The organism is Pseudomonas sp. Sample_14 (genome assembly GCF_004307515.1).
GTDB classification, from domain to species: domain Bacteria; phylum Pseudomonadota; class Gammaproteobacteria; order Pseudomonadales; family Pseudomonadaceae; genus Aquipseudomonas; species Aquipseudomonas atacamensis.
Genome location: NZ_RCOC01000059.1, coordinates 22,620 through 37,214, shown reverse-complemented (window position 1 = coordinate 37,214; position 14,595 = coordinate 22,620). Strand labels below are relative to the sequence as shown.

Below are 14,595 nucleotides of genomic sequence, written 5' to 3'. Positions count from 1 at the left end.
GCGTGCGGCTGAAGTGCATCAAACTGGCGGGGTTCAAATCCTTCGTCGACCCGACCACGGTGAACTTCCCCAGTAACATGGCGGCGGTCGTCGGGCCGAACGGTTGCGGCAAGTCGAACATCATCGACGCCGTGCGCTGGGTGATGGGCGAAAGTTCGGCGAAGAACCTCCGTGGCGAGTCGATGACCGACGTCATCTTCAACGGTTCGACCAGCCGCAAACCGGTGAGCCAGGCGAGCATCGAACTGGTGTTCGACAACTCCGATGGCACGCTGCTCGGCGAATACGCGGCCTATGCGGAAATTTCCATCCGCCGCAAAGTTACCCGCGATAGCCAGACCACTTATTACCTCAACGGCACCAAATGCCGTCGGCGCGACATCACCGATATCTTCCTCGGCACCGGCCTCGGGCCGCGCAGCTACTCGATCATCGAACAGGGGATGATCTCCAAGCTGATCGAATCCAAGCCCGAAGACCTGCGCAATTTCATCGAAGAAGCCGCCGGCATCTCCAAGTACAAGGAGCGTCGCCGTGAGACTGAAAACCGCATCCGCCGTACCCACGAGAACCTCGCCCGTCTGACCGACCTGCGCGAAGAGCTGGAACGCCAGCTCGAACGTCTGCACCGTCAGGCCGAGGCGGCGAAAAAGTATCAGGAACTCAAGGCCGAAGAGCGTCAGCTCAAGGCGCAACTGTCGGCGCTGCGCTGGCAGGATCTCAACGAGCAGGTCGGCCAGCGCGAGTCGATCATTGGCAACCAGGAAGTCAGCTTCGAAGCGTTGGTCGCTGAACAGCGTAATGCTGATGCGGCCATCGAACGCCTGCGCGACGGTCACCACGACCTGTCCGAGCGCTTCAATCTGGTGCAGGGCCGCTTCTATTCGGTCGGCGGTGACATTGCCCGGGTCGAGCAGAGCATTCAGCATGGCCAGCAGCGGTTGCGCCAGTTGCAGGACGATCTGAAAGAAGCCGAGCGCGCGCGTCTGGAAACCGAGTCGCACCTGGGCCACGACCGCACGTTGCTGCTGACCCTCGGCGAAGAACTGGACATGCTCACCCCCGAGCAGGAAGTCACCAGTGCCGCCGCCGAGGAAGCCGCTGCGGCCCTCGAAGAAGCCGAAACCACCATGCACGGCTGGCAGGAGCAGTGGGATGCTTTCAACCTGACCGCTGCCGAACCGCGCCGTCAGGCTGAAGTGCAACAGTCGCGAATCCAGCAGCTGGAAAGCAGCATGGAGCGTCTGGCCGACCGGCAGAAACGTCTCGCTGAAGAGCGCGCGTTGCTGTCCGCCGACCCGGAAGACGCGGCGATCATGGCGCTCAACGAGCAGCTCGCCGAGTCCGAAGCGACCCTCGAAGATTTACAGACCAGCGAAGAAGCGCAAGTCGAAAAGCTTGAACAACTGCGTCAGGAATTACAGCAAGCGTTGACCGCACAGCAGCAGGCGCAGGGCGATCTGCAGCGGCTCAACGGGCGTTTGGCGTCGCTGGAAGCCTTGCAGCAGGCCGCGCTCGATCCGGGCACCGGCACCGCCGAATGGTTGAAGGAACACAATCTCGCCGAGCGTCCGCGTCTGGCCGAAGGCCTGAAGGTCGAGGCCGGTTGGGAGCTGGCGGTGGAAACCGTGCTTGGCGCCGACCTGCAAGCGGTGCTGGTCGACGATTTCAGCGGTTTTGATCTGTCCGGTTTCACTCAAGGCGATTTGCGCCTGCTCAGCCCGGCCAGCGATGGCGTGCGGGTGGCCGGCAGTCTGCTGGACAAAGTCGAGGCGCAGATCGATCTGTCGCCGTGGCTCGGCCAGGTCAAACCGGTCGACAGCCTTGAACAGGCGCTGGCCTTGCGCGGTCAGTTGAGCGCCGCGCAGAGCCTGATTAGTCGCGATGGCTACTGGGTCGGTCGACACTTTTTACGCGTACGTCGCGCCAGCGAAGCGGAAAGCGGCATGCTCGCCCGTGGCCAGGAAATCGAAGACCTGCAACTGGAGCGTGAAGAGCGCGAAGCCACGGTCGAGGCCATGGAAACCCGCCTGCAAACCCTGCGCGCGCAACAGCGCCAGCAGGAAAACGGCCGCGAACATCTGCGCCGCTTGCTGCAGGACGAAGCGCGCCAGCAAGGCGAACTGAAAGCACAATTGTCCGCCGGCAAGGCCAAGGCCGAGCAACTGACATTGCGCCGCACCCGTCTCGATGAAGAACTGGTCGAACTCGCCGAACAGCGCGAGCTTGAGCACGAGCAGGTCGGCGAAGCGCGCATGAATTTGCAGGAAGCGCTGGATTCCATGGCGCTCGACACCGAGCAGCGCGAGTTGCTGCTGGCCCAGCGCGACAGCCTGCGCGAGCGCCTTGATCGCGTGCGTCAGGAAGCGCGGCAGCACAAGGATCACGCCCATCAACTGGCCGTGCGTCTCGGCTCGTTGCGCGCCCAGCACGACTCCACGCGCCAGGCGCTGGAACGTCTGGAAATGCAGGCCGAGCGCCTGACTGAAAAGCGCGAACAGTTGAGTCTGAATCTGGAGGAGGGCGAGGCGCCGCTGGAAGAGCTGCGTCTGAAACTCGAAGAACTGCTCGACAAGCGCATGACCGTCGATGAAGAACTCAAGACTGCGCAGATCGCCCTGGAAGACGCCGATCGTGAATTGCGCGACGCGGAAAAACGCCGCACCCAGGCCGAGCAGCAATCGCAGTTGATTCGCGGCCAGCTCGAACAGCAACGCATGGAATGGCAGGCGCTGACCGTACGGCGCAAGGCTTTGCAGGATCAATTGCTCGAAGATGGCTACGATCTCAACGGCGTGCTCGCCACATTGACCGCACAAGCCAGTGAACGCGAAGCCGAAGAAGAACTCGAACGCATCAACGCACGGATTCAGCGCCTGGGTGCGATCAACCTCGCGGCCATCGATGAATACACGCAACAATCGGAGCGTAAACGTTATCTGGATGCGCAGGACGCCGATCTGGTCGAGGCGCTGGAGACCCTGGAAAACGTCATCCGCAAAATTGATAAGGAAACCCGCAACCGTTTCAAAGATACCTTTGATCAGATCAACGGTGGTTTGCAGGCACTTTTCCCGAAAGTTTTCGGTGGCGGGCGCGCGTATTTGGAACTGACGGGCGAAGATCTACTCGATACAGGGGTGACGATCATGGCGCAGCCGCCCGGGAAGAAGAACAGCACCATCCATTTGCTCTCCGGCGGCGAAAAAGCCCTGACTGCACTGGCCCTGGTTTTTGCCATCTTCAAGTTGAACCCGGCGCCGTTCTGCATGCTCGATGAGGTTGACGCGCCACTGGATGACGCTAACGTTGGACGCTACGCACGCCTGGTCAAAGAGATGTCGCAGACCGTGCAGTTCATTTACATCACCCACAACAAGATCGCCATGGAAATGGCCGAGCAGTTGATGGGTGTGACGATGCATGAACCGGGCTGTTCGCGACTGGTGGCGGTGGATGTCGAGGAGGCGATGGCGATGGTGGATGCCTGAGTAGGTGTGGTGTCGGAATAGTTTTGGAGGTCTGTAGGACTTTTTACTGACACCGGCTGAATGGCCAATCGACATATTCGCGCAAGCCAAATGAGACAGACGGTGTAAAGTTGTCTTTGGTCGTGCTAGTTTAATGTCAATTTTTCGTATACGTGGGCAAAACGCCTGTCAGAACATAGAGTTGGCGCCACGTTTTAAAGCGGTTTACGCAGTGTAAACCCCTTATTTTTCAGCATTTTTTATAGAGGCACGGGATTACATGGAAATCGGTCTGCGCGAGTGGCTGATCGTCATCGGCATCATTGTGATAGCCGGTATTCTTTTCGATGGCTGGCGCCGTATGCGCGGCGGCAAGGGAAAGCTGAAATTCCGTCTCGACCGGAGCCTGTCCAATCTGCCGGACGAGGACACCAGCGCCGAGCTGTTGGGCCCGGCCCGCGTCCTGGACACGCACAAAGAGCCGCAACTGGACGAGCACGATCTGCCGTCGGTGAGCATGCCCAACCGCGAAGCCCGCGAGCCGCGTGAATCCGGTTCGAAACGTGGCAAGCGCGGCAGCAACGGTCCGGCGCAGGGCGACTTGAACCTCGACCTCGATCTGGACGGCGGCCCGAGCTTCAGCAGCCGCGATGACGATTTCGCCGAAGACAGCAAACCTGCAGCGGCCGTGGCGGAAAAAGATCAGCCGCAAGCCGAAGAAGTCCTGGTGATCAGCGTGATCTGCCGCGACCCGGCCGGCTTCAAAGGCCCGGCGCTGCTGCAGAACATTCTCGAAAGCGGCCTGCGTTTCGGCGAGATGGACATTTTCCACCGCCACGAAAGCATGGCCGGCAACGGCGAAGTGCTGTTTTCCATGGCCAATGCGGTCAAGCCGGGCATTTTTGATCTGGACGACATCGACCACTTCAGCACTCCGGCGGTGAGCTTCTTCCTCGGTCTGCCAGGCCCGCGTCATCCGAAGCAGGCCTTCGACGTGATGGTCGCGGCAGCCCGCAAGCTGTCCCAGGAACTGAACGGCGAACTGAAAGACGACCAGCGCAGCGTACTGACTGCGCAGACGATTGAGCACTACCGTCAGCGCATCGTCGAATTCGAACGCCGCGCCCTGACCCAGAAGCGCTAAGGCCAAATCAAAAGATCGCAGCCTTCGGCAGCTCCTACAGAGGAACGCAATACTGTAGGAGCTGACGAGTGCAACGAGGCTGCGATCTTCTGGCACCGCCGCCGATAATGGAATAAAACTGGAGCAGCCTCGGCTGCTCTTTTGCTTTATGAGAGAACACCCATGACCGCCGCCAAAACCCGCATTCTAGAGCTGCGCGCTGAGCTGGATCAGCACAACTATCGCTATCACGTTCTCGACGAGCCGAGCATTCCCGATGCCGAGTACGACCGCTTGTTCCACGAGCTCAAGGCACTGGAAGCGGCCAACCCGGAACTGATCACCAGCGACTCGCCGACCCAGCGCGTCGGCAGCATGGCGTTGACTGCGTTCACTCAGGTGCGCCACGAAATCCCCATGCTCAGCCTCGGCAACGCCTTCGAAGAATCCGACATGCGCGAGTTCGATCGCCGCGTCAACGAAGGCCTCGACGTGCCGGCCGGCGATCTGTTTGGTGGCAGCGCGGCGGTGGAATACAGCTGCGAGCCGAAGCTCGATGGCCTGGCGGTCAGCCTGCTGTATCAGGATGGTCTGCTGGTGCGCGGCGCCACCCGGGGCGATGGCACCACCGGCGAGGACATCAGCGTTAACGTGCGCACCGTGCGCAATATTCCGCTGAAGCTGCACGGCGAAGGCTGGCCGGCGACGCTGGAAGTGCGCGGTGAAGTGTTCATGTCCAAGGCCGGTTTCGAGCGCCTCAATGCTTCGCAACTGGAAATCGGCGGCAAGACCTTCGCCAACCCGCGCAACGCGGCAGCAGGCAGCCTGCGCCAGCTCGACTCGAAGATCACCGCCAATCGTCCGCTGGAATTCTGCTGCTATGGCATCGGTCAGGTGTCTCACGATATCGCCGACACCCACATCGGCAACCTCAAGCAGTTGCAGAAGTGGGGCATGCCGATCAGTCACGAACTGAAGCTGGCCAAGGGCATCGACGAGTGTCTTGAGTATTACCGCGACATCGGCGCGCGCCGTAACTCGCTGGCCTATGAAATCGATGGCGTGGTGTTCAAGGTCAACAGCATTGCCGACCAGCGTGAACTGGGCTTCCGTGCCCGCGAGCCGCGCTGGGCGATCGCACACAAATTCCCGGCGATGGAAGAACTCACCGAGCTGCTCGACGTGGAATTCCAGGTCGGCCGCACCGGTGCGGTGACTCCGGTGGCGCGTCTGAAACCGGTGAAAGTCGCCGGCGTCACCGTGGCCAACGCCACATTGCACAACATGGACGAAGTCGCGCGACTGGGGTTGATGATCGGCGACACGGTGATCATTCGCCGCGCCGGTGATGTGATTCCGCAAGTGGTGCAGGTAGTCATCGAGCGTCGCCCCGATGACGCGCGCCCGGTGGCCATTCCTCAAAGCTGCCCGGTTTGCGGCTCGCACGTCGAACGCACGCAACTGGTCAAGCGCAGCAAGGGCAAGGAAACCTTCAGCGAAGGTGCGGTGTATCGCTGCGTCGGCCGACTGGCCTGTGGCGCGCAATTGAAGCAGGCGATCATTCACTTCGTCTCGCGTCGGGCCATGGACATCGAAGGCTTGGGCGACAAGAGCGTCGAGCAACTGGTCGACGAAGGACTGGTCAGCTCGCCGGCCGATCTGTATGCGCTGAAGTTCGACGACATCGTCGATCTGGAAGGCTTTGCCGAGGTATCGAGCAACAAGCTTCTCAAAGCCATTGAAGACAGCAAGCAACCGAGCCTGGCACGTTTCATCTACGCCCTCGGCATTCCCGATGTCGGCGAAGAGACGGCCAAGGTGCTGGCGCGTTCGCTGGGTTCGCTGGAGCGCGTGCAACAGGCCTTGCCGCATGTGCTGACCTACCTGCCGGACGTCGGCCTGGAAGTGGCACACGAGATCCACAGTTTCTTTGAGGATGCGCACAACCAGCAGGTCATCAGCGAATTGCTCGGCCATGGTTTGCAGATTCAGGATCAAGGCGAGTTGGGCGCCGAATTCGCCGCCAGTACCACCCTGGGCGGCTTGCTCGACAAACTGCACATTCCTTTCGTCGGCCCTGGCGGTGCGCAGAAGCTGGCCGATCGCTTCGGCTCGCTGGAAGCGGTGATGAACGCTGACTGGCTGGACATGCGCCAGGCATTGCCGGAGAAGCAGGCCAACTCGGTGCGCGAGTTCTTCGCCTCGCCTGAGCATCGGCAACTGGCCGAGCGGGCCGAGCAGCAGCTGCGCGATTTCGGCATGCATTGGCAGAGCGAGAAAAAAGTCGTCGAAGGTCTGCCGCTGTCCGGCGAAACCTGGGTGCTGACCGGCAAGGTCGAGTTGATGAGCCGGGATGTGGCCAAGGATCATCTGGAAAGCCTGGGTGCCAAGGTCGCCGGTTCGGTGTCGGCGAAAACCCATTGCGTGGTCGCAGGCCCGGGTGCCGGGTCGAAACTGACCAAGGCCAACGAGCTGGGCGTGAAGGTCATGGACGAAGAAGCGTTTATCGCTTTCCTCAAAACCCACGGCGTCCCTGTCTGACCGGACGAACCCCTGTGGCGAGGGGATTTATCCCTGTCCGGATGGACGCCTGTGGCGAGGGGATTTATCCCCGTTCGGCGACATCGTCGTCGCAGAACCATACGACTCGGTATACCTGATTAACCGCGTTGTATGGTTTTGGGGGTCGCTTCGCAACCCAGCGGGGATAAATCACCTCACCACAATGGTGCTATCACCCGGCTGCGCGGTTATGGGTTGGAACGATGTTGTCTTCAGGATGATCTAGTCTTGGCCAGTCCCAGGGAGAGATCGCCATGCACCGTTTTTTCGAGCAGCTCAGTTCCCGCATCATCGCGCCGTTCGTGGCCGGATCCTCGCGCAACAGCAAAGTCTGGCCGTGCCGTTGCGGCCAGTCGCTGTTCTTTCGCAACAGTCAGTGCCTGGCCTGTAACGCCTTGCTCGGCTATCAACCTGAAGAAAGTCGCCTGACCTCGCTGCAGCCGGGGCCGGAAGAGGGCACCTGGACGCTCGACGCCGATCCCGACGCCGGTCTGTTCCGCCGCTGCGCCAACCTCGACATGCCCGCCGCGTGCAACTGGCTGCTGCCGGCCAACGATCACGACACCTTGTGCATCGCTTGCAGCCTCAACCGCACCATTCCCGACCTGTCCGTCGCGGAAAATCCCGAACGCTGGCGCAAGGTCGAAATCGCCAAGCGTCGACTGGTCGCGCAACTGATCACCCTCGGCCTGCCGGTCATCCCGAAAACCACCGATGAAGAAACCGGGCTGGCGTTCGACTTCATCGGTGTCGACCTGGAAGGCAACGCGCCGATGACCGGCCACGCCAATGGCCTGATCACCCTCGATATCAAAGAGGCCGACGACGCTCACCGTGAGCAGGTCAGGGCGGCGATGCACGAACCTTACCGCACGCTGCTCGGGCATTTTCGTCATGAGGTCGGCCACTACTACTGGGATCGCCTCATCGCCAACGGCCCTTGGCTGGACGCGTTCCGCAATCTGTTCGGCGACGAGCGCGCCAGTTACGCCGAGGCGCTGGACCGGCATTACCAGCAAGGCGCACCGCTGGACTGGCCGCAGCACTACGTCAGTGCCTACGCGACCATGCACCCATGGGAAGACTGGGCGGAAACCTGGGCGCATTACCTGCACATGATGGATGCGGTCGACACGGCGCTGGGCTTCGGCATGAGCGCGCGGGAAATGGACTTCGACTATCAGCCGTTTCCGACTAGCACCCTGTACGACCCGGAGCACCCCGGCGGCACGGCATTCCTGTCGTTCGTCAATGCGTGGATCGAACTGGCGGGCATGCTCAACGAACTGTCGCGCAGCATGGGCCAGCCGGATTTCTATCCGTTCGTACTGCCGGCAGCGGCGATCGCCAAGTTGCACTTCATTCATCTGGTGATCCAGCAGGCGGGCGGCAGGGCGGATGAGGTGCTGGCCTTGTAGGTGTCGCAGGCCGTGATGTTTATGTCCTTGAAGCCGTTCAGGTTTTTTATCTGCAACCAACGGTTGTAAGTTCATCTCAGACAGGTACAATGGCGCGGCTCGCCGACAGGCAAGCGTCGTTATGGTGACCCCATCGGTCCCCCCGCAACGATTACCCGTGAACCTGGTCAGATCCGGAAGGAAGCAGCCACAGCGGGAACATTGTGTGCCGGGGTGTGGCTGGTGGGGGCACCACCTTAACGAACCTACCGAGAATTCAAAGAGAACTGCATGGGTTTCGCCCACTGCGGTTTTTTTATGCCTGCGATTTGGCTAGTGGCGTTGATCCGCCATCAGAAACGCGCGGCTCAGCCGCGCAGCGCCCCGGTACCCGTGCGGCTGTTGAAGGCGAACAGTGGCATACTCCCTCGCCTGGCATTGAGAGGTAAGGCAAGTGGGTGAAATCGACGATCTGACTCGTGAAAAACTGCGCGAATGGCAGATGCGGCGTCTGGAAGTCAAAGCGCAGATGCAGGATCAGCCCGAACGCACGCTGGAGCTGTCGCGAGTACTTGACCTGATGGATGAAGAACACGCTGCGATTCTGGCGGCTTCGACCGTGTTCAACGCGGCTGAAGAAACTGCGCAGCCGCTCGCGGTGCAGGACCAGCCCGTCATCACTGAATCGGTGGCCGGCCAGTACGACCTGCAACTGCACGCCAGCGCGCAAAACCCTGAACACCTGCGCAAACTGCTGGAAATGGCGCTCTACGAAGTGCAGGCGCAGATCGATGCAGCGGCGGTGGCCAGCGGCACTGAACGACGCGGCATGTCCGGCACGCTCGGCGGCTACTCCTTCGAACTGCGGATCGGCCCCGAGGCCAGCCGTGAGAGAAACTTGCCGCAGTCCCATGAAATGCACGACGAGAATGACCAGGACTGATCTGGTGTTGTATTAAAGCCCAGGCGGCGAGGTTGTATGCACCCGGAACATTTTGATTTGGCCACCCCGGTATTTCTGCCCATCACCCATGATGCGTGTACGGCGCTGTTGCAGCCCGAGGGTGACGCGACACTGGCCAGCCTGAGCGACCCGGAACTGGCGGCGGTGCTGGTCATCCAGAACCTCGCCCAGGCCACGGAACAGGATTTGAGCGCCAGCGCAGCGGAGAAGATCCTCGCCAGACTCATTGACTGGTCTGTCACCTCTCGGCGCAGCGGATCGGCGGGACTGCTTGCAGAGGCGCGGCGTCTGTTCGATTCGCGCAAATTGTATTTCGGCCTCAATGCGCTCAAAGGCCTGAACCTGCGCTTTCTCATGGCCGATGAAGTCGCCGCGCAGGCATTTCTGTTGCCCGGCGGGCAGTGGGATGTGGACTACAAGATCCGCCATCAGCAACAGAACAACCCGTTTCGCCAGCAAATGGTCACGCCACGCGAGCGTGAACACTGGTTAAGCGCGGCGCAGGACAAACTGCTGCGAACCTTCCGTGCCAACCTCGACGAAGACCTGCACGTGCAGGGTTATGCGGGCATCGGCAAGAGCTACATGCTCAGCGCGCTGATCGAGTGCCTGCGCTCGAAACGCACTCTGGTACTGGCGCGCACCCCGGCGAAACTGGCGACGCTGCGCAAGCACATCGTTCAGGTCCACGACACGGAAATTGGCCAGACCTTTTTCGATTTCGCCCAGGCTCAGCTGCTTGGTCCCCGGTTGCCTATGGCCAGGACGCCGACGCGTCTCCCGAGCAAACAGGCGCTGGCGCAGGAACTGAATATCTTCGGCTTTCGCCACCACGACGGGCCGGGCACCCTCGAGGTTTGTCTGCGCGTGCTCAAGCTGTACTGCGCCTCAAGAGATCACACGCTGTCCGCCAGGCACCTGCCGCATTTTCAGCAGCCCTTGACCGGCGCAGACTCGCAAGCGCTGCTGGAATACTCCAGTCGCCTGTGGGTGTATCTGGAAGCCAATCCGGCCTGGGCCAGCCAGAGCGGTTTTCCCACGTTGCTCATGATCAAACGCGCCAGTCTCGCCGGTTGCCGCGTCCCGCCGCGCTACACCCATGTGATCATCGACGAAAGCCAGGATGTGCCGGCGTCGTTGCTGCAAATCATCGAGCGCGGGCAGCAGGTGCTGATCACCCTCGGCGATGAGTATCAGCAGGCCACGGGCGAGGCGCCCAAGCGCAAGCGTGAAGTTCGTCAGAGCGATATCTGCTATTCGGTGCGCTCGGGGCGCAATGTCGAGCGCCTGGTCAATCCGCTGATCTCGCGCCACACGCACAAGAGCAAAGTGCCGTTCGAAGGCGCTCGTCACGCCGACGTCGATATCGAGTACTACCCGCAAGCCTTCGTGCCGCCCGAAGGTTGCGTGGTGCTGACCGCGTCACCGTGGGACACGATGATGTGGGCCATCCACCTGCACGATTGCAATTGCGCCTTCAGTTTCCCCGACCGGGAAGCGCAGGACGACATCAAGCATTTCATGACCACCGCCATCGAGCTGTTCCGGCGCGATTTCTACCATGCCGGGTCCAGCGAGAAAGGACCGCACCCGTATTTCAGCGACATGGCTGATTGGCAGATGGTGCGTGAGGCCAACCGTTTCGACGAGGCGTTTTTGTGGATCGAAGCGCAACTGCAGAACGGCTTCATGATTGCCGACCTGACGCGACTGAGCCAAAAGATCATCGAGCCGGGCAAAGCCTGCCTGTTGATGATGGCCGAGCGGGCTGGCGGCATGGAGTTCAAGCGCGTGCTGTTGACCCGGACGTTGCTCAGTAACGAGAAATTCAAGGATGCCTACGAGTTCGATCAGCGCATCTGCGCCGTGTACATCGCCGTGTCCCGTGCCCGGCAGCAGCTCTATCTGCCTTATGACGTGGTGGAATGGATCGATTATCACCACAGCCGCGAGCCGAAATTCCGCGAATCGCACGGTTATTGACCCGGCCAACCCTGTGGGAGCGAGCCTGCTCGCGAAAACGTCGGCGTGTTCAACAACTGTGTCGCCTGACATACCGCTTTCGCGAGCAGGCTCGCTCCCACAGGCGGTTAGGGTGTGGTTGAAGAGGCGCCGGTGTACAACCGGATTATGTCGTCGATCTCGCCGGACATTTTCATCCGCAGCAACGTGCGCAGGATCCGCTGCACCGGCACGTTCGGGTCGTTCCTCACATAGCAGCCGATATTCTGTTCCTGCAGCACCGCGACCCCTTGCAGCTGCTGCTCCGGCAACAGGCGCTGATTGATCCAGTCCAGCGTCCACTGATTGCTCACCGCATAGCGATATCGCCCGGCGAGGAGCTTTTCCAGTACCTGTTCCTGATTGCGCGCGTCTTCGCGTTGCAACTGGTCGGCGTCGAACAGCGGTTGCAGGGTAGGGTAGCTGTAGCCGAGAACGGTGCCGATGGCCTGGCGCGGTAGCTGGGCGGGATTGATCTGCGCCGGTTGTTCCTTGCGGCTGGTCAGCAGGTCGCGCTGAAACCACAACGGCACGCTCCAGATGTAATCGCCGGACTGATTCGGCAGCCACGACTGTGCGGCATAGCAGCGCACGTCGATGTCGCCGTGTTCCATGGCGCTCTGTACCCGCGCGCGCGGCAGGACGACGAATTGCGCTGGCGCGCCGACCTGGGTCGCCAGGCTGAGCAGGACGTCATGCAGGATCCCCTGGGTCGGTCTGCCGCCTTGCAGTTGCACCATCGGCATCGCCCAACTGTCCGGCACGGCGAAGCGCAACGGCGCTTGCGCTGCCATCGCGTTGAGGCTGATACCCAGCAATGCCGCCACGGCCCACCGCATAGACGCTCCGGTAATTCCCCATCCCGAGCTGATAAAAGCCTCTGCTGATGCAGCTTAGCCATATTAGACGAGGACACCGGATGCAATTTTGCCCTTGCTCCGCTAGCATTAGCCGCTTCTGCTTCCTTCGCTGCGACGGTTTTCGATGAGTTATCAGGTTCTTGCACGTAAATGGCGTCCACGCTCGTTCCGCGAAATGGTCGGCCAGACCCATGTGCTCAAGGCTCTGATCAATGCCTTGGACAGCCAACGGCTGCACCACGCCTACCTGTTCACCGGGACGCGCGGTGTCGGCAAGACCACCATCGCGCGGATCATTGCCAAGTGCCTGAACTGCGAGACAGGTATCACCTCCAGTCCCTGCGGCGAGTGCTCGGTGTGCCGCGAGATCGATGAGGGGCGTTTTGTCGACCTGATCGAGATCGACGCCGCCAGCCGCACCAAGGTCGAAGACACCCGCGAACTGCTCGATAACGTGCAGTACGCGCCAAGTCGTGGGCGCTTCAAGGTCTACCTGATCGACGAAGTGCACATGCTTTCCAGCCATTCCTTCAATGCGCTGTTGAAAACCCTCGAAGAGCCGCCGCCCTACGTCAAGTTCATCCTGGCGACCACCGATCCGCAGAAACTTCCGGCAACGATTCTTTCGCGTTGCCTGCAGTTCTCGCTGAAGAACATGACGCCTGAGCGTGTGGTCGAGCATTTGACCCACGTGCTGACCGCAGAAAACGTACCGTTCGAAGACGACGCACTGTGGCTGCTTGGTCGCGCTGCTGACGGCTCGATGCGTGACGCCATGAGCCTGACCGATCAGGCCATCGCGTTCGGTGAAGGCAAAGTGCTCGCTACCGACGTGCGCGCGATGCTCGGCACGCTGGATCACGGTCAGGTCTATGACGTGCTGCATGCGCTGATCGAAGGCGATGCCAAGGCGCTGCTCGAAGCCGTGCGTCACTTGGCCGAGCAAGGCCCGGACTGGAACGGCGTGCTCTCGGAAATTCTTAACGTGCTGCACCGCGTGGCCATCGCTCAGGCGTTGCCGGAAGGGGTCGACAATGGCCACGGCGACCGTGATCGCGTATTGGCTCTGGCCCAGGCGTTGCCGGCCGAAGATGTGCAGTTCTATTACCAGATGGGCCTGATTGGTCGCCGCGATTTGCCGCTGGCGCCGGACCCGCGCGGCGGTTTCGAAATGGTCTTGCTGCGAATGCTCGCGTTCCGCCCGGCGGATACGGCGGATGCACCGAGGCAACCGCTAAAGCCAGTGGGGATCAGCCAGGCCACAGTTGATTCCGCAAACTCAGTGGCTGCCGCGCCGAAGCCTGCGCCGGTGGTCGCTGCGGCTGTTGCGCCCACACCTGCGCCCGCACCGGTAGCGGCGCCGGTTGCCGAGCCAGAACCTGTGGCGCCGGTTGTCGAAGCACAACCGGAGCCTGAGCCAGTCGCGATCGAAGCCGTGGTCGATCTGCCGTGGAACGACCCGGTGGAAGCCGAGGCCGAGCCTGCGCCCGTTCAACAACCCGCCGTCGAGCCGGTATTGGAAACCGCTGGCGAGCAGCCCGAGCTGCCGCCGATGCCGCTGCCGACCCCGGACAGCGTGGTGCCGGATGCGCCAGAGTGGGCCGCTGCGCCAATTCCCGAGCCGTCCGTCGCCGACGTCGATGCCGCTACGCCGGGCATGGACATGGACGACGAACCGCCGCTGGATGAAGACTACATCGAGCCGGACATGGATTCGGCCTACAGCTACCTCGACGAACTGGCCAGCGAACACGCCGCCGATCCTGAGCCTGAACCCGAGCCGGAACCTGCCGCCGCGCCGGCCACCGGCCTGGCCCTGCAATGGCTGGAGCTGTTCCCGAAGCTGCCGATTTCCGGCATGACCGGCAGCATCGCCGCCAACTGCACATTGATTGCGGTCGACGGCGACCACTGGCTGATGCACCTTGACCCGGCCCACAGCGCCCTGTTCAACGCCACGCAACAGCGTCGTCTCAACGACGCGTTGAACCAGTTCCACGGGCGCACGCTGACCCTGACCATCGAGCTGATCAAGCCTGAGCAGGAAACCCCGGCCCAGGCCGCCTCGCGCCGCCGCGCCAATCGTCAGCGTGAGGCGGAGGAATCGATCCACGGTGATCCGTTCATCCAGCAGATGGTTCAGCAGTTCGGCGCGGTGGTGCGAAGCGATACTATTGAACCTGTCGACGCCTTGGTCACCCAAGGCTAATAACTGAAG

General features: G+C 61.4%; 8 protein-coding genes and 1 other RNA gene. 8 read left to right on the top strand and 1 reads right to left on the bottom strand.

Annotated features, from left to right (window positions below):
• Nucleotides 1-2 precede the first annotated feature (2 nt).
• From smc to D8U61_RS13570, 7 genes are all read left to right on the top strand, one after another.
• Nucleotides 3-3,491 carry a chromosome segregation protein SMC gene (smc, locus tag D8U61_RS13600; protein ID WP_130887690.1) on the top strand — a complete coding sequence of 1,163 codons (3,489 nt, stop codon included), beginning with the start codon at nt 3-5 and terminating at the stop codon, nt 3,489-3,491.
• Nucleotides 3,492-3,750: 259 nt separating this feature from the next.
• Nucleotides 3,751-4,614 (top strand): cell division protein ZipA, encoded by an 864-nt coding sequence (zipA, locus tag D8U61_RS13595; RefSeq protein ID WP_016773851.1) that lies wholly within the window; start codon nt 3,751-3,753, stop codon nt 4,612-4,614.
• A gap of 162 nt (nt 4,615-4,776) precedes the next feature.
• A complete protein-coding gene (gene ligA / locus D8U61_RS13590) occupies nt 4,777-7,134 on the top strand; it encodes an NAD-dependent DNA ligase LigA (protein WP_130927107.1) in 2,358 nt (785 codons plus the stop codon).
• A 275-nt stretch (nt 7,135-7,409) separates the two neighbouring features.
• Nucleotides 7,410-8,573 carry a putative zinc-binding metallopeptidase gene (locus D8U61_RS13585; RefSeq protein ID WP_073473998.1) on the top strand — a complete coding sequence of 388 codons (1,164 nt, stop codon included), beginning with the start codon at nt 7,410-7,412 and terminating at the stop codon, nt 8,571-8,573.
• 131 nt (nt 8,574-8,704) lie between these two features.
• Nucleotides 8,705-8,801: signal recognition particle sRNA small type (gene ffs / locus D8U61_RS13580), an RNA gene on the top strand.
• A gap of 205 nt (nt 8,802-9,006) precedes the next feature.
• On the top strand, nt 9,007-9,495 hold the full coding sequence (locus tag D8U61_RS27805; protein ID WP_177433332.1) for a hypothetical protein: 489 nt from the start codon (nt 9,007-9,009) through the stop codon (nt 9,493-9,495).
• Nucleotides 9,496-9,531: 36 nt separating this feature from the next.
• A complete protein-coding gene (locus D8U61_RS13570; protein ID WP_130927106.1) occupies nt 9,532-11,499 on the top strand; it encodes a hypothetical protein in 1,968 nt (655 codons plus the stop codon).
• Nucleotides 11,500-11,606: 107 nt separating this feature from the next.
• Here D8U61_RS13570 and D8U61_RS13565 read toward each other — a convergent pair whose 3' ends face one another.
• Nucleotides 11,607-12,356 (bottom strand): transporter substrate-binding domain-containing protein, encoded by a 750-nt coding sequence (locus D8U61_RS13565; protein WP_130927105.1) that lies wholly within the window; start codon nt 12,354-12,356, stop codon nt 11,607-11,609.
• Nucleotides 12,357-12,501: 145 nt separating this feature from the next.
• Between D8U61_RS13565 and dnaX the strand changes: the two genes are divergently transcribed.
• Nucleotides 12,502-14,586, top strand: coding sequence for a DNA polymerase III subunit gamma/tau (gene dnaX / locus D8U61_RS13560; protein WP_130927104.1), 2,085 nt, complete (start codon nt 12,502-12,504; stop codon nt 14,584-14,586).
• Nucleotides 14,587-14,595 lie beyond the last annotated feature (9 nt).